This is a genomic window from Acinetobacter sp. YH12233 (genome assembly GCF_013417725.1).
Classification (GTDB): Bacteria; Pseudomonadota; Gammaproteobacteria; order Pseudomonadales; family Moraxellaceae; genus Acinetobacter.
In genome coordinates this window covers 1-19,638 of sequence record NZ_VPDK01000017.1, presented here as the reverse complement: position 1 = coordinate 19,638, position 19,638 = coordinate 1, and the positions used below count along the sequence as shown (strand labels likewise).

Here is a 19,638-nt window from a genome sequence, read left to right as displayed (position 1 = left end):
CGCTCAATAGGGCTATAAAAGATATTCAGTTCACGTTGAGAATAAAACTGCTATGACTAAAATAGAAATATTTGTCTCCATCCTAGCCGTAATAATTATTTCTACTTTTATTTATCTTGTATGTCAGTAAGTTAGTAAGCTAAGAACCGCCTTTAGGGCGGTTTTTTGATAAGTGGAAGTTCCATTTGGCTATATAGGGTCAATTTTAAAAAGACTTAAAATAGTAAAACATAACTTTACAAATCCACTCTCCCTAGGCTTTAGATAAGATTGAAAATTAATGTAAAGTGCTGCCCTTAATACATGGGGATATTATGAAAAATTTAAGCTTATTCTTTTTTATTGTGATTTTAGCTGGGTGTGGACACAAGGAATCTAACGGTCAGCATCTTGATTTAGAAACAAGCAAAAAGGAACAGCTTGAATTTGCAAAAGAAGCTACAAAAAAATTCATTCCCAACCCTGATTCGGCAAAGTTCCGCAATCAAATAGGAGAGTGTGGAGAGGTAAGCTATAAAGAAGCAGATAGTGATTATGTTCCCTTCCAGCGTTTTATTGTGCTTTCAAAGGATATAGTACTTGCAGAAAATCAGACGGATCAAAAGCAATTTGAGTTGTCATGGAAGAATGGTTGTACGCCAAGCTGGAAGTAATTAAAAAGCCCTTTAATTAAGGGCTTTCTTTTATTCACCAGATGATTCAGATTTTTGATCTTTTTCATTTCCATACTCTAAAGCAACCTGTTGTGCTTCAGCTGCGGCAGTGGCTTCTATTGGAATCGAGTCAGCTGCGATAGCTACGGTACCAGTAAATCCCATTAAAGCTAAGATTAGAATTTTCGAATACTTTTTCATTTGAATTTCCTCTACGTTTCTAAGACTTAATTTCAGTGTAGAGAATGATTTAAATCGTGGATGTAGCAGCTATGTCGGGATATGTAAGATATTCAGGTCTAAAGTTATAGGTTTCTAGGTTTGCGTAAGAATGCTTTTCGGTTGAAACTTTTTGTTGAGTTGCTTAACGAAATGTTTGAATGCTTCAGTAGGTAGTTACACTCTAAAGAAACTTCCCTAACTTCTAAATCTTTGTAACATCCAATAATTTTTTTGTAATCTTTATGTTATTAATTGTATGCTTTGCTTATCATATGAATGATGAAAAGTGGAGCTCCGAAAATGCTGACCAAAGCCGAAATCGTTGTTGTCGTTCTAATGATAGTAGCCTTAATTCTCATCGTTTATGAGATGGGGCAAGGTCGTAATTGGGCTTTATAGAATTCAGCTTTTATTAAAGTTAAAAGAAAAGCACCTTCGGGTGCTTTTTTGATGTCTAAAATTTTCTCGAGACCCCATCATGAATGATTTTTTCTTAGCCACAAATCGAAGCATCAAAATCAATGACATTGAAGTCCGCCAGATCCAGATAAAAGACTTCGATACCTGGGCAATACATGCTGAAGTATTGAAGAACTTCATCAAAGACCAAAATCATTCAGATGAGATTTTGACAGGATTATTTAAGGCCCATGGTGTCCAGGTCATTTCGACTATTGCCTGTGTGACTAACCTAAATCAGAAAGCTATCTTTGATCTGGCAGTAGATGAGCAAACTTTTAAGGAATTGCTTAAGGCTGTACTTCTGATCAACCAGGCTTACTTCAAATACGAAAAACCAAAACGTGGTATTAAAAAGAAAGATGACTCCACCTGGTTTGATTCATTCCAGTTTCTGGTATCAATGGGCCATCAGCATAGTGAAATTATGGAAATGACCTACGGCGCATTCCAAGGCTATGTTAAGGCAGCAAACAAGATATACAAGCAGGGAATCTTCAATAACGCTGTTGCAGCACGTGTAGCCCAATCCGACAAAAAAGGCTTTGAATCATTCAAGAAAGAAATGGTTTCTGATTGATCACGCATCACCCTAAAGTTATGATGTGGAAATAATAATTTAGGGGGTGAAATGTGAAATATTTATTATTAGCTTTGTGTTTAGTGTCGGGGTTTGCTTTTGCTGAGAGAACAACCACCAGTATCCGAACCCCATCAGGGGATCTGGTACGAATTGGTGATAGTCATCAATCTCTAAAAGATAAATTGGAAGTTAGAGGTCCAAGACACTATGTGCTTGATGATGGCAAACTATATTGTGCAGCTACTGAGTATGTAAAAGAAGTGGATTTGCAGGAATACACTATTATTTTATGTCGCGACAGAATTGTAAAAATCTTATGGCGTAATATTTAAGAGGGATGCCGAATGAAATACTTAATCATTGGTCTTTTAGTTTTGGCATCCGGTATGTTTTATTTTATGCACCAAAGCAACAAGGCATCAGCCGAAAGACTAAAACAAGCCGAGATTGCTCACCAGCAAAAATTAGAGCGGGAAAAAATTGATGCTGCTAATGCGGCTAAATCAGCCGCAGAACAAAAGGCCCAAGCAGAATTAGATCGCATCAGAGAGAATGAAGCTGTACAAAAGGCAGAGCAAGATAAACAACAAGCTCAAATTGAATTAGCTGCTCAGAAAGTCAAAGAACAATTAATTGACTCGGATTCAGCGAAATTTAGAAATCAAAAGGGTAACTGTGGTGAAGTAAATTCTAAAAACCGCATGGGCGGTTATGTTGGCTACTCTCGTTATATTTACGATCCGGCAAATGATGCGGTCATGATTGAAAGTGACTCAAAAAATTCTGTTTTTACTCCTCAAGTAATGGACGCTCTATGGTCTAAGTCTTGTGGATAAGTTAAGGCACTAACATGTGCTTTTAAATACCTACATTAACCCGCTTCGGCGGGTTTTTTATTGCCAAAATTTAGAGGTCATCATGGCTGGTAAAAACTTAACATTCAAATTAATCATGGATGCCGACACTAAAAGTTTTGTTGGCAATATCAAGCAGTCTGAAGATGCGGCTAAGTCAGTATTCAATGCAATAAAACAAGAATCAGAACGTTTAAAACAAGCGACTACTGATGCTTCTAAAGAGATGGGAAATATTATCCCAAAAGGAACCAGTGAGTTAGCGGACAAGCTTTCACAATCCTTAAATGCTGCTACAGGAATCATTAAGGATGCTGGTGATAACGCAAAATCCACAGCGGGTAACTTTACAGATTTTGGTAATAAGGCCGAAAAAGCCCTAGGTCAGCTTAAGAGTGATCTGACTCAGGCTAAGCAAAACCTTGAAGCATTCTCAAAAACCAATGCTTCACCTGCTGATATTGAAAAAGCACAAATCCAGGTTGATCAACTAGAAAAAGAAGTACAGCAAGCAGATCAGGCTTTTGATGGATTTCAGGCAGAAGTGGGCAAAGCCAATACAAGCCTAAAAGAAACGGATACAGCTGCTCAGACGGCGCAGAAGGGAATAGGGGTACTAAAAACCGGATTTACCGCCCTTATTGGGGTTATGGGCGGTATTGGTATTGGTTTGGGCCTTCGTGAATTAGCACAGGCTGCAGATTCTTATACCAACCTTTCAGTACAAATTCAGATTGCCACTCGTGAAGGCGGTGATTTTACATCGGCCATGGCTGGCGTTCATCAGGTCGCATTAGCAACAAACTCAAGTTTGGATGCTACAGCAGGCTTATTTACTCGATTGAATACAGTCGGTAAAGAAATGGGGATGACGCAGCAACAAGCGTTAGACCTTACTAAAACAGTGACCCAAGCGATTCAGATTGGTGGTGGATCAGCACAAGCAAGTGAAGCAGCAATCACTCAGTTTATTCAAGCAATGCAAGGCGGTGTTCTTCGCGGTGAAGAATTCAACTCCATTATGGAAAATGGCTATGGTCTTGCTGAAGCATTAGCTAAAGGGTTGGGAGTCACTACCGGCGAACTTCGCAAGATGGCTGAAAATGGGGAGCTTACCTCTGAAAGAGTTGTTAAAGCTGTTCAAAGCCAAGCCACACAGATCCAAGAAACCTACAACCAGTTTCCAACTACTATTAGCAATGCACTGCAGAAGATATCAACACAGTGGCAAATCCTTATTGGTGAGATGGATCAAGCCAATGGGTCAAGCGCTACGGTAGCTAATGCTCTCTCAGTCATCGCTGATAATCTTGGAATTTTAAAAGTATTCTTTGATGATGTGGCTGAAGGTGTTGGATGGTTTCAAGACAAGCTCTCTGAAATCGATCCATCTACAATTGAGGCTATTAGAAGCACTTTATCTGCTGTATATGACACGATTAAAACTGTCATTTCAGGCATGGCAGGAATCGCTGAAACCGCCTGGAGTGCCTTCACATCTACCTTGGATGCAATCGCCCCGCTATTTAACGCAATTATGGGTGGTAAGGAAGAGGTTAGCGGCTTAACAACCTTATTTAACGTTTTTAAAATTGCACTTGGTGTAGTTTCCGATGGGGCTACCGGATTAAATATTGCCTTGAAGCTACTCCTTGCAGGTATCCAGTTTATTTCCGGTGGTATTTATGCGCTTAGCGCCTCGGTATTAGATTTCCTTGGTTTCGATGATCTTGCTGCACAGGCTCAAAATGCGTCTGATGCTCTATTTAGACAAGCCGAAAAGAATGGTAAAGAGGCTAACAGGCTAGCACTTGAAAGCAAATCTGCGACAAGAGAAGCAATCCGAGAGATTCGTCAGACTGAGGATGAGGCAAATAAAGAACGGGTTGCTGAGAGCCAAAAAACTCTTAATGAATTAAAGCTTCAAGAAGAAAAGCATAAGGCTGACTACAAGGCTATTAGTGATGAGCGTGTTCAGCTAGAGCAGCAACTCCATGAAGCACGCAAAACTGGCAATCAGGCTGCAATTGATCAGGCTGTAAAAGGTCTTGCCGAACTGGATGCCAAGGAAAAAGCATATCAGGCTGAAAGTCAGAAAATCACTGAAGCTAAGATTCAGGCTGCTCAGATCGTAGCAAGTGCAATGATTCAATCTGCAGATGCTGCGGGGATGGCGCAACTAAAAGTTCTTAATGCCCAGTTGGCTGCCCAAGGCTTACAGGCTGAATTTGATAGCACCGGTAAGGTAGTTGTGAAAGCGATGCAGGATGCAACAATCGCCACCGACGGTCAAGTTAGTGCGACAGACAAAGCCCGCAAAGCTGCTGCTGCGCTTGGTATTGATTTAGATGTAGCTCTTAATCGGGTTTCTGAAAAATTTGCTTCTGATCAGAATCATTTGAACAGTTATGCAGGTGGCTTAGAAGCAATGGGTGTCACTGGCGCACGTGCAACTGAGCTAATTTATCAAGGGTGGGAGAAATGGGCAGAGCAAGCCAAATCACCAGCCGAAATCGATGCAGCAAAAGCTCAACTCCTTTCCTTTGAAAAACAAGGAGTGTTTTCTGCAAAACAAGTTCAGATGGGTATGGAGCATCTGGATCAGGTTAATGGAAAACTGCCTCAAAATATTTCTGAAGTTGAAAAAGCCTATAAGCTGCTTGGTATAACATCAAGAAAAGAAGCGGGTGAGGCTGCGGATGCTCAAATGAGAGCATTTAATGTATTAAAGCAAAGCGGTACTGCCTCGGTCGAAGAACTAAGACAAGCCTTAATTAACATGGCTGATAAGGTCTATGCTTCTGGTGATGCAGTTAAAATTGCAGCCTATGAAGCTAAGCTTGCTTACTACGGTCTATCAAAAGAGGTAAGTGAAACCGGCCAAGTTTCAGTAAAAGCCAATAATGCCGTGGAAGAAAGCTTACACCGTGTTCGCAATGCCACAGGAAATGCAGGTGACGGATTTGATGATCTAGGTCGTAGAGGCGTTCAGGCTGGTCGCGATACTGCTGAAGCCTGGGAGGAAGCTCGCAAAGCAACAGAAGCAGCTATGGCTTCTCAGGGCAAGATGAAGGCATCCAAAACTGGAACAACTGCTAAACATGGGCTTTCTGTTGAAGAAATTGAACAGAGACTTAAGGATATTGGTTATGAAGGTGATGCCAAGCAAAAAGCCAAGCAACTTTTTCAGGATGCCGAGCCGGTGGCTGGGGGTTATTACAAATCAGCCTCCAATGAATGGGTGAAGAAAAAGTATGGTACTACTGCTTACGATAACCAGAAGGCTTTAGGTAATGCTATGTATGTTATGGAACAGATTGAGAAGTTGGAGCAGTATGTAGGTAAAAGTGGTAGATCAGCCAACTTGGGTGATTATGCGCCATCAATTCCTTCTGTGTCATCAAATGCTGCTACACAAAGCATTAAGGAAAGTGTGAATTACAACATTCAATTCGGAGGTCAAACCCTATCCCTTACAGGTGATGCAAGCCAAAAGGATGTAATGACCAATCTGGTAAATCAATTAAAAGGTATAGCGAAATCAACATGAAACTTATTCGCTTAGCAACATCAGAAACCGTCCCATTAGAGGACGGTTTTTTATGGTCTGATGAATTCTCCTGGAAGCCCATCGAACAAACTCAGGCTTATGCAATGGATGGCACTTTGCATATTCAGGAAGGCAAAAAGAAATCTGGTCGGCCTATTACTTTACAGCCAGCAGATCAGGAAATGGGCTGGATCAAATTGCGTGAATTACGGACTGTTCGAGAATGGTCCATGTTGCAGAACGAAGTTTTCAAACTGAAGTTTGAACAACCTCATGACAACCGGCAATTCACAGTCAAATTTAACCACCAGGATGGGGCTTTAGAAGCTGCACCGGTGAAAGGAATTCCAGCCGTATCACTGGATGATTATTTTAATGTGACTTTACGCTTTACGGAGTTAGACGATGGCGATTGAAACTAAGGATTTAGTAATTTACAAGTCTGAACGCTTGACGGATAACTCTGATGGCGGTGGTAAATACTCAGGTGTAGTAGTCCAGGATGGTATTAGTAATAACCTGTTCAATGATGTATCTGAAATGGATCGCACCATGGGCGATGTATCCATGCGGAAAGTTTTCCCTGCAGTCACAACAGATGACACTGATCTATTAATGGGTGCAACGGTTTTTGTATCTGAGCTACCAGAGGATCCAAACGTATCAGCATTGCTTTTCAGCACCAAAAACTGGACCGATGAACGCCAGTCTGCTCAGAACCGGTTGGAAAACTATCTAGCCAAAGGCGGTCAGATCGCCGGAACACCACTAGATACCCACTGGAAAGGTATGTCATCACTACAGGTGGCTATGTTTCCTCAGGAAGTGGAATCTTCAGTAGGTGACACCATTGTTCTGATCAGTGATGAGGGCAAGGTATTAGAGCGTGAGCAGTACGTACGAATCACCAAGGTTGAGACCCGTACTGCCATTATGGTCATCGATGGTAAAAAAGTAGAATACAAGATTGCCACTTACTCATTAAATGATGCACTGGAAATAGATTTTGTAGGCTTGTCTGCACGGCAGTGGTATGCAGGCAATCCATCAAAAACCATTATTCGGGATACGATTGTTGCTGATACTGGTCTGTATTATTCATCGACTGCATTAGCATCTGATGCGAACGTGGGTGAATTTACGGTCAATGCGAAAAGTATCTTTGCCCAGCTGATTCCATCGGCCCAGACCGAAACACCGATCATTGATGTGAACGCTGCGGGTGAAAGCGTGGTGCTGGTCGCGGGTAATGAAGGTACGATCACCGTCAATTATCCCGGCATGACTATTGGAGTGAGTCAGAACCTGTATATCGGTTCAGCAGTGATTCCATCCAGTGTGGCTTTCACATTACAAGGCCAGCAGATTACCGATCAGGGTGGGTTGCTTAAGAATACGCAAGGTACTCAGGTTGGCACGATTGATTATCAACGTGGATTAATTCAGTGGACTGCGGCAGCACCGGCTGGAACCGCAAATCTGAATATTACATTTAAACCAGCAGCTGCACCGAATCAGTATTACCAAAGCCATGCCATTCCGGTGACTCAAAATAACCAGAGCACCAACTGGACCGGAGTGTTGATTCCTATTCCGGCACCTGGTGCACTATCCATTTCCTACATGTCGCAAGGCAAGTTCTATGAACTTAAAGATGATGGCTCGGGGCAGTTAAAGGCTGCCAGTCCATCTTTTGGTTCAGGCATGATCAATTACGAAACCGGTTCTTGGTTACTCACCACAGGCGCATTACCGGATGTAGATACGCCGATTTTGCTGAACTGGGGTACACCAATTGTCACTTTCGTACGCTCCAATTTAAGTGTGGAAAAAGCTGCATTTGAGTTTGACTTAGGTCGACCGGGTGTATTGCCGGGTATCACCATCAACTGGTTGCTTGAGGGTGAGTCCAAAACAGCGACTTCGAATGCTCAAGGTAAGTTTACTGGTGATGCCACTGGTGAAATCAACTATGCCACGGGTACCGGCAAGATCATTCCAAACAAGCTGCCACAGAAAGGCACAGTTTTCTCGGTGATTTATAACTATGGCCAATCACTTGAGCAGACCAAAATGGATGTTACCCCTGCAAATCAAAAGCTGACCTTTACCATTGGTACGGGACCAGCGATCCAGCCAAATAGTGTTGAGTTAAAAATTCCACTTCAAAGCAATGAGGGGATTACAGGATCTGTAACCCTGACAGATGTGCCGGTGAATGCAACCATGGGGAATTTAGTGAATAGCCGCGGTCAAGTGCAAGGCACCATTATCTATGCCACTGGCGCAGTTGAAGTCACACCAAAAAGTACAGCGAGCAGATTTGTGCAAACCTTTACACCTATGGCTACCTATGCGGCTGCCTAGCGAGGAAATATGTCTTTTTATTCTCCACAAACGTCAGATATTCAAGGCGAACAGGTTGAGCTGAAGGCCTTTAATGCTGTTGATGTACAAGTTAAATATCGTGACACATCAGGTTCTAACTCTGCAACGCATACAGTGATGGCAAACAAGCTCAAGCTGGATTTATCATCTGGTTTTGATGAGCAGATTCTGACAGGTTCAGCCCGCTTCAAAGTGGGCGCTGATACCTTTCTGGATCGTACTGGCTTGCTATATCGCAATGTGAATCCAGCCAATAACAGTGGGATTCAGTCAGGTGTTATTCAATATGGCACCGGTATTGTTGAAATCGACTCATGGACCCCAAATGCAGATAACACGATTACTTTGGAATCCTTGACCACCACAACCGACCTGCTACCGGTCAATAAAATCAGTTTTAGAACACCAATCATGCCGATCCGGCCACAATCATTAACTGTGGTTTTAGCATCAATTGAATTTGGGCAGCTCACACTGACTGCGGATGAAAACGGGGTGATTGAAACCAGTCGGGCGCATGGGCAGGTCAATTGGGATAATGGCTTTGTCACGATTTACTTTTACACCAAAACCAAAATCACTGAAGCCAACCGTGCGGAGATTGAGGAAAACGACTGGTACGATCCGCTGCTTGAATATCAGGAGGGAGCCGATACTTATATCAATGTGCCAGTCTGGGTCGACGCTTCATCCGTGCGCTATAACGCAGTGGCTTATACCTATATTCCACTAGATTCTGAAATTTTAGGTCTATCTGCCACACGTTTACCGATTGATGGTCGAGTGCCGATATTTCGAGTTGGTGGTATTGGAATTGTCAGCTCCAGCAAAGCGCAAGAGTTACCAAGCGCAATTGCAGGGACCACGTACGATCTGAATGATCAACGTATTTCATGGGCTGAACTTGAAGATACTAACGGAACGAAAGTCGCTTTCGATTTGTACACGATTGATTATGATTATGGTCGTGTGACATTGGGTGGTGACTTTGTACTGGGTAATCTGGTTGCACCACTGACAGTTAAATACCGCTACCAGGATATGGGCCTAATCCGTGATGTGCAAATTAATGGTCAACTGACTTTTACCAAGCCATTGACTCATAATTATGATGCAGCTGACACCATTGTGGGCTCTGCTTTAGTGATTGGTGATATGCAGGCGCGTTATACTCGTAAGTTTGTGCAGCAGGCTTGGAATAGTGTCTGGAATGATGAGCCGACTGGTACAGGGATTTCGGCAAATTTCAATGATTCACTCTACCCAATCTTGACCACCAACAAGGGCGCAATTCAGGAACGATGGGCGATTGTCTTCACTAGCGGAGAGGCTTTTTATTGTGTTGGTGAATATACAGGTCGATTAACTCTTGCAGGCTCGACCAGTGTTGACTATGCACCACCTAATCCAGTAACAGGTGCGCCTTATTTTGTGATTAAAAAAGAAGGTTGGGGTGCAGGTTGGGCTAATGGCAACACCCTGCGTTTCAATACTATTGCTGCAAACTTCCCAGTCTGGGTGATCCGCACAGTGAAGCAGTCTGAACCAACATTAATATCAGACCAATTCCAGATCATGCTACGCGGTGATATTGATCGCGTAATTTAAAATTTAAATCAAATATGACCGCTTTATGCGGTCTTTTTTATGAGCAATAGAAATGGCAATGAAGCAAACACAAACAAAATATTTTGACTTCTCAGACGTGGGTTTAGACTTTTGTGCAGGATCAAAAAGCCTGTTTCCAGATCGTTTTAAGAAAATGCTGACACTGGGTTATAACGTACAAACAGTTACCAGTGTTGCAGTGGCGGGAAATCAGGTTACATTCACTTATGGCGGTGCGCATGGCTACGTTGCTGACCGTGTTTTAAAAGTCAACGCACCAGAACTTCTAAGTATCAATAATGGTGAATTCGTTATTGATAGTGTGACAACAAATACAGTCACGATGACGATTGATGGTGCGCCTGGTTTGATTGCAGGTGATTTTAAAACGAATATCGCTTCGCTTGGATATCAACTTGTATACGAGCAAAATCCTGTTCAGCTCTATAAATTTAAAGCACTTGATGAAAGTGATCTATTTTTGCGACTGGTATTTACAACCGCTTCCACAAATAGAAATACCGTCTCTGTTTGCATTGGGGCGCAAGCTGATATTGCTACGGGTGTTATTACCGATCAAGAATCCTATGAGTTGACTCGCAACAACCCTACTGTTAACGATCATCTAAAGTGGGAGTTTCAGTATAGCAATAATGCTACCTTTAATAACTATACCTACACGCAGGGGTATTCGGAGTTTGGTAGGGGTTGTATTGTAGGTAGTAAGTATCATTTTGTAATTCTTAGTAATATGAGTTCAGTTTTATCAGCTGGGATAGTGAATGGCTTTCTTCCAGTTATTACGCCATACGACAATCTTAAACTACCTGTAATACTTGGGTTTGTTAATAATGCAGCAGGCAGTGGTTATAATACCAAGGGGCTTAGCTATGCTACTTTTGCTTATTTGGGAAAAATCAATGTAGCTTTTGACGCCATGAATGGTAGTAGTTTTCCACCATTTATTTTTACCACTGCTAAAGCTAACCAATCCTACCTTCCTGCTACAATTGAAGCTTTCAACACCACAACAGCTAGACCTATCGCTATTTATGAACGCAGCTCTCGCCAACATTTGGGTTTTATAAATGGCGGTATGTATGAATGCATGTATGCAAATGATGTAAATGCGCCATCTACTGATAGAACGCAAACACCACTCCATACTTACGATATTGACCTAAATAATAAGTGTATTATTCATCATATTGCCTCGAATACCGGAGCGTTAAACTGTCAATATCTTGCGTTTCCAGTTGAGGAGATAAAAATTGATTAAGATTTTTAGAGCTTTTCATGGGGGCTACACACCGGATCAAAACAAATTGACTGGTATGGGATATCTTTCTGTTAGAAATTTAAGACCTTTTATTAATGTTAAGACCGCAAATCAAGGTTTTGGGCAAATTAAAGGTACCACAAAGAAAGTTGGAGCAAATTACTCTCCAGTGCCAGTGTGTTGTTTTAAGCGCTCAACTCGTGAATTGCTGTGGGAAACAAAATCCAAGTCAGATGGCACATATCGGATTGGAAACATCGCAAAAGAGCTTGAGTGCTTTGTGGTGGCTTTTGACCCAAACAACCAATACAACGCAGTTATTCAGGATAAGGTAATCGCAAAATGAGTAAAACTTCAGTCAACGCTCGGCTTGCCATGATTCAAGCCTTTTCAGAGTTTATGGATAGCGGTAGCCAAAGTGCTACCGTTATTTTTTATGAGGGCGTGCAACCTGCCAGTCCTGCGGCTGCAGCAGATTCGAATAGTGCATTGGTGACACTCACATTTCCGGAGCCATGTATTAAAGAAACCACGCCCACCTATGTAGAGCTCCATCCAACAGACACAGCAACGGTCATCAAAACCGGCACTGCAACCTGGGCACGTATTTATAATGGTACGGGTGAAGTGACTGCAGATTTAACCGTGGGAACAGACATCACTCTGGCGAATACCAATCTGGTCTTGGGTGGAACCTTGTCTATTCAGTCGATAAAACTCAGACCTTAATTTAAAAAGGGTGCTCATGTGGATTTTAAAAATAAGCTCGGCACCGTTGATGCTCACAACCTAAACCTGAATTTTAAGTCCGAAAATACCGATAGCCACAACATCATTCTGAATTTTGAGCACCTGGCGGATGGTTCAACCAATCTCAATTTTGGTGATGATGTTTCAGGTGTAATTGATACAGTACTCGATGCTGAGTTTTCATTTGAAATCACCGCAGTTTATGCAGACAGTGGTGCCAATACTGCAGTCATAGACACGGTGCTGGACACTGAATTTAGCTTTGATGTGGTTGCTAAGTTTAGTGAAAATACTGATGTTATCGGTCAAATCGATACGGTTTTAGACACCAGCTTAAGTTTTGAAGTCGAAGCAGTATTTGTTGAAAACCTATGCACCATTGATGCGGTTTTAGATACCGCTTTTCAATTTCAAATTGATGCGGTATTCGATATTAATCACATCGTCGGAGTGTCTTATGCGTTTGATGCTAGTTATCACAAGGCAATCGCTGCTTTAAGTGTCACGGAAATACCGTGGGCCAAACCAACCTTAAGAGTCTCAAATGAGGCTCTTTTTTATGAGCAGGGCTTAGTAATTTCCAATCAAGCGGATCTGCGACATGAGCAGGCAGGAACATTAATCCAGGCGATTAGATCCTTGCATGAGCAGGCAATCGGCTTAAGTTCCGATGCGTATGTCATTTGGGAGGAGGGTGGTAAGCGCTTTATCCATCAACGCTATCTGCATGAAGAAACGATCAAGCTGCGCCACAACCGGAAAACGGTCTGGCAGGAAATGATCCGCAGGCGTAAGACTTTTACTTATTCACATGAAGTGGCTCAGGTCTTTGAGCACCGCTTTTCATTTGAGTGGGATAAAGGCCTTGAGATTATTACCAAGTCAGATTTGCCATGGGATAAAGCCAAAGTGATCCATTACCGCAAGCATCCGGTTCAACCTTGGCCAAAGCCCGAATTACCTAAATATGAGGGCACTGGTGATTTAAATTTCATCTGTCTATGTCATGACGTTGATTCACACAATGTTGTTTTAAATTTTGGTGCAGATGACTGCATTCCAGCACTGCCTAAACGGAACTGGTGGTATATCGTGAATACATTAATAGCCGAGCGATTAGATACCGGCGAGAAGATTAAAGTCATGGATGGCACCTATAGCACCAGCCGATCACAGTGGTGCTGGACCTATTCCATCACAGTTGCTCATACGGAAAAAGAAAAGCTTCAGCCAATAGATGGTCAGCCGGTGATCTTGAAGGTTACGATCAATAGTTTTGAGCATCATATTCTGCTCGAGGATCCGGAAGAAACCAGACGTTTTGCCAGCGTTTTATACACCTATCCGGGTCGAAGCGTTACCGCATTGAACTCGGATAAATACGGACCGACACGCTCATTCATTCAGGACAATGAACGTACCTCTGTGCAACTAGTACAAGCGGAACTGGATCGAGCAAATAGCGGTACCAGCCTGGACTGGAAACTTATCGATGAACTGGGTTGGATCGTTTCGACTGAAAGCCTGAGTTATGCAGAACTTTCACCGATTGATGCAATCAAACAGGTGGTTGATGCAGGCGGTGGCTTTATCTATAGCCAGAAAGCGGGCAACACGCTGACTATCTTACCCCGGTATCAGAACGGCTACTGGGATACGATGACAGTTGAGGATTACGACATTCTGTTATCTGAAAGCCTCGTGATGCAGCAGAACATCAAGCAGAACGATGAATACATTGCAGACTTTAATGCCATCACCATAGTGAATAGTCGCAGCGGTGAGAGCCTAAAAGTACAGCAACGTGGTACTTCGGGTGATGTGCCGCTTGAGTCAGTCACAGGGCCACTGTTTAACATGGTGTCAGGTGCTAGTTACGGCAAGAATGCATTAGTGAAAGCCAATATTCAGGAGTTGCACACCTTTTCTGATATCCCGGTCAGTCAGGAAATTGGTGAGATGCTACCTGGTAAAACCATTGCTTTTAATGGTCAGTGGTGGGGTGTGATCGATTCAGTTTCAGGTAGCTTCTCACATGAAAAGGTGAATGAAACCATTACAGTGGAGCGTATCAGCCGTGACTAATCCTTTATTTGAACTGCGTAAGCTGCTTAATCCGACCCATGCCGAGTACATCGGCACCATCACATCAGTGAAGCATCCAGAATACCGGGTACAGATCGATGGTGGATCTGGTCCAGTGCTTTGCACATCCGGTACAGCTTATAACTTAGGTGCCAGAGTATTTATCTCAAATCAGGTAATCCTAAGGCCGGCACCAACCGGGCAGCATTCAGAAATAGAAGTCTAAACTTAACCAAATGACAGCACCTTTTTAGGTGCTTTTTTATTACCTAAAATTTAGGGGGCGCAATGTCGAATGACTATTTGACTGATCCACCTGCAGCCACGTCCGGGCAGTTGCTTGCCATATCAGAAAGTATTAGCCAACTACGCCAAGAGATGCGGCAGGAGATGCGAAAACTGGAAGATGTGCCGCAAAAAATTGACCGTATGAGTATGCAGTTCGATCAACTTCAAGAGAAACAACAAAACCTTGATAGTAATGTGCAGAAAATCCAGAAAAACCTCGAGGATGATCTAGATAGAACAAAATCAAGCCTTCGAGATGAAATGAAGCAAATTCGAGTGGATGCCGAGGTCAAGCACAAAGAAGTCGATATGCAGATCCGGGTGCTGCATGAAAGTAAAACCAAAATAGATAGTGTGACCAATCTGGTCCGCTGGGGTGGGATTGCAATCATAGGTGTCTTTGCTGCCGCCTGGAACAATCAAACTGCCAAAACTGACACAGTGAATGCACAAGCAATGGCGAATAGTCAAAAAATCCAAGTCCTTGAAAAACAGTCTGATCAAACCCTTCGGACTTTGGAAGAAATCCGTAACAAACTTTATGAACGCAGTAATGTGAGAGGAAATAATGAAATTAATTAATGAAAGTGTATGGAAGTTTGACTCAGTAAAATATGGCGCCTATATGGCGCTTTTTTTATCCTGTGTACATTTGATTTTGCAGGAAGTATATAACGCCAATGTATTGCCGGAACCATATCAAACAATTGCATCTTTAGGTTTGATGTTCCTAGCTGTACTTATTGGCCGTAAAAAGGCTCAGCCAAATCTTAACCAGACTTTAGGCTTGGCCACCATTACAGCCGGCCATAGCAATACAGATCCAGGCGCAGTAAACGGCAAAATCAAAGAAGCAGATCTGGTCGTCAACTTCCGTAATGCAGTGACTCATTATTTGCGTGAGGCTGGATTACAGGTCAAGACCGATGGCACTGGCACTAAAAACGATCCACTGTCTGCTGCGGTAAAATTAATTAAAGGATCAAGTGTTGCGGTCGAATTTCATATGAATGCTGCAACCTCCAAACAAGCGAACGGAGTAGAAACCATTGCATTGCCAAAAGATAAGAAGTTAGCACAGGATCTATCTAAAGCTGTGGCAACTGCACTAGGTAGCCGCTTACGTGGTAACAATGGCTGGATTGATCAAAACCAATCAGCCCGAGGAAGTTTAGGTTATATCAATGCCGGTGGTCTGATTGTAGAACTTGGTTTTATCTCAAATGAAGATGAACTCGCCCGATTCAATGCTAGCTACTGGTTAGCAGCGAAAGCTGTGGCCAAAGTCCTAATTGAATATGAGAAAGGACTTAAATAATGACAGCATTAACAATTGAACAGGTATCAAAATCCACCTTAGAGGTAGCTGAATCAGGCGGCCCAATTTTAAGCCAGATCGCAAAGTATATGGATGCTGCTGAAAAGCTGAAAAACAGCACTTTATCTGGTGAAGAAAAACGGAACTGGGTAATTGGGTATGCGAAGAAGGAAATTGTAGAAGTATTAACGAATCTTGATTACTGGATCCCAATTATTCTTCGATTTATTAATGCGGCCAAGGCTGCATTTAACCTACTTAAAAAAGCTATTTTTTAGTTAAGAAAGCCCTCCAAGTGAGGGCTTAATTCATTGTCATGAATTCCATACATTACATAACAATCAACTTTTGTTCGACCTGTAAAATAAAATATACTTATTGAGCAGATTAGCCGGCTCAGAAGAAATTTTGGGTCGGTTTTTGCGTTTTTGATCCTGTGGATAAGTCGGAGAAAGCACCAAATAAACACCATATCAATTTAAGATACTGATTCTAAAGCGGAGTTAATAAACAATGATTTTAGTGACGGGTGGTTTAGGCTTTTTAGGCTCACATATTGCTTTAAGTCTGATGGCACAAGGACTAGAGGTCATTGTGGTCGATAATCTGGCCAATGCCAGTCTCCAGACCTTAGAACGCCTTGAATTTATTTCCGGCCGCTATGTGCCTTTTGTCAAAATTGATATCCGTAACACTCCAGCATTAAATAAAGTTTTTGAACAGAATTCGGTACAGGCTGTCATTCATACTGCCAGCTTTAAATCATTGGAAGAATCAGTTTTAAAACCACTTGAATATTATAATGATAATGTCAGTTGTATCATGAGCTTGATGCGTGCCATGCAGCGTACTGGAGTACGCAATCTGGTGTATTTGTCTTCATTGGCTGTATATGGCCATTCCGGAACGGATTTAAAAGAAGATCAGGCTTTCAATTACACTTATCCAAACCCTTATATTAAATCACAGCAGATGGTGGAAGAAATCATTCGGGATACTGCCAAGACGGATAATGAATGGCGTATTGCGATGTTACGTCTTTCTAATGTCGCGGGTGCTTTTGAAAATGGCATTTTAGGTGAATGGGTACCACCTCTACCAAAGAATATTGTGCCTCTGGCCATGCAGGTGGGTGCGAAGCAGCGTGAATATCTGGAATTGCGCCGTCAGGCCAAGACCGAAGACTATACGGTAGAACGCAGCTTTTTGCATGTGATGGATGTCTGTGATGCGGTATTCAAATCACTACATTGGCTTTCTCAACAGCAACAATGGACTTGCGAAGCCTTTAATATTGCTGGAGAGCTAATTTCAATGCAGACTTTGCTGGATCAGGTTGCAGAAGTCACCCAATCTGCTGTTCCTACAGTAGATGCTTTGCCATATCCACATGCCGAAATGGATCAACTGGGTGCTAATACGGATAAAGCCCAACAGTTGTTACATTGGCAGCCACGCTATACCTTAAGGAAAATGTTAGAGGATGAATGGTTGTTCTATCAGAATACGTTAAGAGAGCAGTGATTAAGAATCCTATAAGTTAATTATTGATAATAATTATCATTTGCAAAATTAATCAAACTCATTAAGATGAATAGAGTACAGCATTGAAGCTGCTGTCTAAATGAGTAAAACATGGAATAACAATTGAGGTTGAGCATGCAAACACGTATTGAACATGACACGATGGGAGAAGTCGCTGTACCGAGTGAAGCACTTTGGGGCGCACAAACTCAGCGTAGTCTACAGAACTTCAAGATTGGCAATGAGCATTTGCCACGCGCCATGATTCGTGCCATGGGCTTGGTCAAGAAAGCAGCTGCGATCACCAATGCCGAGTTAAACCAGATTCCTCATGAGTTATCGACCTATATCATCGGTGCTGCGGATGAAGTGATCAGCGGTCAATGGGATAGCCAGTTCCCCTTAGTCGTATGGCAAACCGGTTCGGGCACGCAAAGTAACATGAACTGTAATGAAGTGATTGCCAATATTGCTAACCAGAAACTGGGCAATCCTTTAGGTGCACAAAAGCCTGTGCATCCAAATGACCATGTCAATCGTGCTCAATCGACCAATGACTCTTTTCCGACCGCGATTCATGTGGCAGCTAGCTTACAGATCAATGAACTGTTAATACCGGCAGTAACACGTTTACGTGATACCTTGCATACTAAATCTCAGGAATTTGCTGAGATTGTAAAAATCGGTCGTACCCATCTTCAGGATGCCACACCTTTAACTTTAGGTCAGGAATTCAGTGGATATGTCTCTCAACTGGATCATGCTTTAATTCGACTGTATCAGGCTTTGCAAGGGTTATATGAACTGCCATTAGGCGGAACCGCCGTCGGTACAGGCTTGAATGCCCATCCAGATTACGCCATTAAAGCCGCGGATACTCTAGCGGAATTAACAGGTTTACCTTTTGTCACCGCTCCTAATAAATTTGAAGCTTTGGCCGGCCGTGATGCAGCAGTATTTGCTTCAGGTGCTTTAAAGACTTTAGCGGTTAGCCTGAATAAAATCGCCAACGATATTCGCTGGTTGGCAAGTGGACCACGTTGTGGTTTTGGTGAATTACGTATTCCTGAAAATGAACCGGGTTCAAGTATCATGCCGGGTAAGGTGAATCCGACTCAAAGTGAAGCCATGACCATGGTCGTTGCCCAAGTCTTAGGGAATGACACGACAATTAATGTGGCCGGTGCATCAGGGAATTTTGAGCTGAATGTCTTTATGCCAGTGATTGCTTATAACTTGTTGCAATCCATCCAACTGCTTGGCGATGCATGTAACAGCTTTAACGATAACTGTGCAGTCGGAATCGAGCCTAACCGTGACAAGATTGAGCACTTCCTGCATGATTCATTAATGCTGGTCACTGCATTGAATCCAGTCATTGGTTATGAGAATGCAGCTAAAGTGGCCAAGACTGCCTATAAAGAAGGTAAAACCTTAAAACAGGTCGCAGTAGAACTCGGATTGGTAACTGCAGAACAGTTCGATCAGGTGGTTCGCCCTGAAAATATGGTGGCTCCAAACGTAAAATAAGTCTTCTAATTATGGTTAAATAATAAAGCCCTCTAAATGAGGGCTTTATAATATCTAAGGATTATTCATACAAATTTTAATAAAATCAATTGCACATGTTTTTTCTGGAAAATTCTCATTCAATTAAGCTTGCTTATTAAATGCTATGAACCATCTATCGTTCAGGTTTTGACAGATATGCAATGAAGGATTACTAATAGAAATTCCCTGATAACTAGAAAAATGAGGTAAGGGTGATGACTGACTTTGATGATGATTTTGATTTGGACGAATCCTATCCAGATGAGGATTTATATCCAGATTATACAAAAAAGAAGTGTAGCAGCTGTAGCGGTACCGGCTATAACGTTGTGGAAGCTAAACAGTGTATCGAATGTATGGGAACCGGCAAAACTGGTGAGATAGATTAACTCAAAATTATGTCTTGTCCTGAAATAGATTGACAGTATTCCACTTCAAACCGAGTTAAGCAATTAGCTCGGTTTTAGTTTGCTCATACGTCTGATTCGGGGTGTTCATATTTAAACTTAAATGTGGTCTATAGCAA

At 42.3% G+C, this 19,638-nt stretch carries 20 protein-coding genes; 19 read left to right on the top strand and 1 reads right to left on the bottom strand.

Annotated elements, in window-relative coordinates; genetic code table 11:
• The first annotated feature begins 314 nt into the window (after positions 1-314).
• Positions 315-653, top strand: coding sequence for a hypothetical protein (locus FTV12_RS09210; protein WP_180033881.1), 339 nt, complete (start codon positions 315-317; stop codon positions 651-653).
• 30 nt (positions 654-683) lie between these two features.
• Here the strand turns inward: FTV12_RS09210 and FTV12_RS09205 are convergent, their stop codons facing one another.
• Complete coding sequence (locus FTV12_RS09205) at positions 684-854, bottom strand: hypothetical protein (protein ID WP_005262212.1); 171 nt, start codon at positions 852-854, stop codon at positions 684-686.
• Between the two features lie 499 nt (positions 855-1,353).
• Here FTV12_RS09205 and FTV12_RS09200 point away from each other — a divergent pair, with 499 nt between their 5' ends.
• The 18 genes from FTV12_RS09200 (at position 1,354) to FTV12_RS09115 (ending at position 19,501) form a co-directional block, all read left to right on the top strand.
• A complete protein-coding gene (locus FTV12_RS09200; protein WP_180033880.1) occupies positions 1,354-1,914 on the top strand; it encodes a hypothetical protein in 561 nt (186 codons plus the stop codon).
• Positions 1,915-1,967: 53 nt separating this feature from the next.
• Positions 1,968-2,249 (top strand): hypothetical protein, encoded by a 282-nt coding sequence (locus FTV12_RS09195; protein ID WP_180003525.1) that lies wholly within the window; start codon positions 1,968-1,970, stop codon positions 2,247-2,249.
• Positions 2,250-2,261: 12 nt separating this feature from the next.
• Positions 2,262-2,753, top strand: coding sequence for a hypothetical protein (locus tag FTV12_RS09190; RefSeq protein WP_180033868.1), 492 nt, complete (start codon positions 2,262-2,264; stop codon positions 2,751-2,753).
• Between the two features lie 82 nt (positions 2,754-2,835).
• Complete coding sequence (locus FTV12_RS09185) at positions 2,836-6,321, top strand: tape measure protein (protein WP_180033919.1); 3,486 nt, start codon at positions 2,836-2,838, stop codon at positions 6,319-6,321.
• Complete coding sequence (locus FTV12_RS09180) at positions 6,318-6,737, top strand: hypothetical protein (RefSeq protein WP_180033879.1); 420 nt, start codon at positions 6,318-6,320, stop codon at positions 6,735-6,737. The genes FTV12_RS09185 and FTV12_RS09180 overlap by 4 nt, the downstream gene beginning before the upstream one ends.
• The gene (locus FTV12_RS09175; protein WP_180033878.1) at positions 6,727-8,688 is read left to right on the top strand and encodes a hypothetical protein; all 1,962 of its coding nucleotides are present in this window, start codon (positions 6,727-6,729) and stop codon (positions 8,686-8,688) included. Before FTV12_RS09180 ends, FTV12_RS09175 begins: the two co-directional genes overlap by 11 nt.
• Positions 8,689-8,697: 9 nt before the next feature.
• Positions 8,698-10,317 carry a hypothetical protein gene (locus FTV12_RS09170; protein ID WP_180033877.1) on the top strand — a complete coding sequence of 540 codons (1,620 nt, stop codon included), beginning with the start codon at positions 8,698-8,700 and terminating at the stop codon, positions 10,315-10,317.
• A gap of 52 nt (positions 10,318-10,369) precedes the next feature.
• Positions 10,370-11,596 carry a hypothetical protein gene (locus tag FTV12_RS09165; RefSeq protein WP_180033876.1) on the top strand — a complete coding sequence of 409 codons (1,227 nt, stop codon included), beginning with the start codon at positions 10,370-10,372 and terminating at the stop codon, positions 11,594-11,596.
• Positions 11,589-11,942: a carboxypeptidase regulatory-like domain-containing protein gene (locus tag FTV12_RS09160; protein WP_180033875.1), complete on the top strand. Its 354-nt coding sequence runs from the start codon at positions 11,589-11,591 to the stop codon at positions 11,940-11,942. Before FTV12_RS09165 ends, FTV12_RS09160 begins: the two co-directional genes overlap by 8 nt.
• Positions 11,939-12,325 (top strand): hypothetical protein, encoded by a 387-nt coding sequence (locus FTV12_RS09155; protein ID WP_180033874.1) that lies wholly within the window; start codon positions 11,939-11,941, stop codon positions 12,323-12,325. The genes FTV12_RS09160 and FTV12_RS09155 overlap by 4 nt, the downstream gene beginning before the upstream one ends.
• An 18-nt stretch (positions 12,326-12,343) precedes the next feature.
• Positions 12,344-14,431, top strand: coding sequence for a hypothetical protein (locus tag FTV12_RS09150; protein ID WP_180033873.1), 2,088 nt, complete (start codon positions 12,344-12,346; stop codon positions 14,429-14,431).
• The gene (locus tag FTV12_RS09145) at positions 14,424-14,657 is read left to right on the top strand and encodes a hypothetical protein (RefSeq protein ID WP_004893916.1); all 234 of its coding nucleotides are present in this window, start codon (positions 14,424-14,426) and stop codon (positions 14,655-14,657) included. Before FTV12_RS09150 ends, FTV12_RS09145 begins: the two co-directional genes overlap by 8 nt.
• A gap of 62 nt (positions 14,658-14,719) precedes the next feature.
• Positions 14,720-15,301 (top strand): hypothetical protein, encoded by a 582-nt coding sequence (locus tag FTV12_RS09140; protein WP_180033872.1) that lies wholly within the window; start codon positions 14,720-14,722, stop codon positions 15,299-15,301.
• Positions 15,288-16,037, top strand: coding sequence for an N-acetylmuramoyl-L-alanine amidase (locus tag FTV12_RS09135; protein WP_180033871.1), 750 nt, complete (start codon positions 15,288-15,290; stop codon positions 16,035-16,037). The genes FTV12_RS09140 and FTV12_RS09135 overlap by 14 nt, the downstream gene beginning before the upstream one ends.
• Positions 16,037-16,315, top strand: coding sequence for a hypothetical protein (locus tag FTV12_RS09130; RefSeq protein WP_180033870.1), 279 nt, complete (start codon positions 16,037-16,039; stop codon positions 16,313-16,315). Before FTV12_RS09135 ends, FTV12_RS09130 begins: the two co-directional genes overlap by 1 nt.
• A gap of 235 nt (positions 16,316-16,550) precedes the next feature.
• Positions 16,551-17,561, top strand: coding sequence for an NAD-dependent epimerase/dehydratase family protein (locus tag FTV12_RS09125; protein ID WP_180033869.1), 1,011 nt, complete (start codon positions 16,551-16,553; stop codon positions 17,559-17,561).
• Between the two features lie 135 nt (positions 17,562-17,696).
• Positions 17,697-19,091, top strand: a complete 1,395-nt coding sequence (fumC, locus tag FTV12_RS09120; protein ID WP_179992530.1) for a class II fumarate hydratase — start codon at positions 17,697-17,699, stop codon at positions 19,089-19,091.
• A 236-nt stretch (positions 19,092-19,327) separates the two neighbouring features.
• Complete coding sequence (locus tag FTV12_RS09115) at positions 19,328-19,501, top strand: hypothetical protein (protein WP_166135486.1); 174 nt, start codon at positions 19,328-19,330, stop codon at positions 19,499-19,501.
• Positions 19,502-19,638: the final 137 nt, after the last annotated feature.

Bases quoted from the DNA above. Each gene is read 5' to 3' on its own strand.
- FTV12_RS09210 (WP_180033881.1), top strand. From the start codon at position 315: ATGAAAAATTTAAGCTTATTCTTTTTTATTGTGATTTTAGCTGGGTGT.
- FTV12_RS09205 (WP_005262212.1), bottom strand. From the start codon at position 854: ATGAAAAAGTATTCGAAAATTCTAATCTTAGCTTTAATGGGATTTACT.
- FTV12_RS09200 (WP_180033880.1), top strand. From the start codon at position 1,354: ATGAATGATTTTTTCTTAGCCACAAATCGAAGCATCAAAATCAATGAC.
- FTV12_RS09190 (WP_180033868.1), top strand. From the start codon at position 2,262: ATGAAATACTTAATCATTGGTCTTTTAGTTTTGGCATCCGGTATGTTT.
- FTV12_RS09185 (WP_180033919.1), top strand. From the start codon at position 2,836: ATGGCTGGTAAAAACTTAACATTCAAATTAATCATGGATGCCGACACT.
- FTV12_RS09180 (WP_180033879.1), top strand. From the start codon at position 6,318: ATGAAACTTATTCGCTTAGCAACATCAGAAACCGTCCCATTAGAGGAC.
- FTV12_RS09175 (WP_180033878.1), top strand. From the start codon at position 6,727: ATGGCGATTGAAACTAAGGATTTAGTAATTTACAAGTCTGAACGCTTG.
- FTV12_RS09170 (WP_180033877.1), top strand. From the start codon at position 8,698: ATGTCTTTTTATTCTCCACAAACGTCAGATATTCAAGGCGAACAGGTT.
- FTV12_RS09165 (WP_180033876.1), top strand. From the start codon at position 10,370: ATGGCAATGAAGCAAACACAAACAAAATATTTTGACTTCTCAGACGTG.
- FTV12_RS09155 (WP_180033874.1), top strand. From the start codon at position 11,939: ATGAGTAAAACTTCAGTCAACGCTCGGCTTGCCATGATTCAAGCCTTT.
- FTV12_RS09140 (WP_180033872.1), top strand. From the start codon at position 14,720: ATGTCGAATGACTATTTGACTGATCCACCTGCAGCCACGTCCGGGCAG.
- FTV12_RS09135 (WP_180033871.1), top strand. From the start codon at position 15,288: ATGAAATTAATTAATGAAAGTGTATGGAAGTTTGACTCAGTAAAATAT.
- FTV12_RS09130 (WP_180033870.1), top strand. From the start codon at position 16,037: ATGACAGCATTAACAATTGAACAGGTATCAAAATCCACCTTAGAGGTA.
- FTV12_RS09125 (WP_180033869.1), top strand. From the start codon at position 16,551: ATGATTTTAGTGACGGGTGGTTTAGGCTTTTTAGGCTCACATATTGCT.
- fumC (WP_179992530.1), top strand. From the start codon at position 17,697: ATGCAAACACGTATTGAACATGACACGATGGGAGAAGTCGCTGTACCG.
- FTV12_RS09115 (WP_166135486.1), top strand. From the start codon at position 19,328: ATGACTGACTTTGATGATGATTTTGATTTGGACGAATCCTATCCAGAT.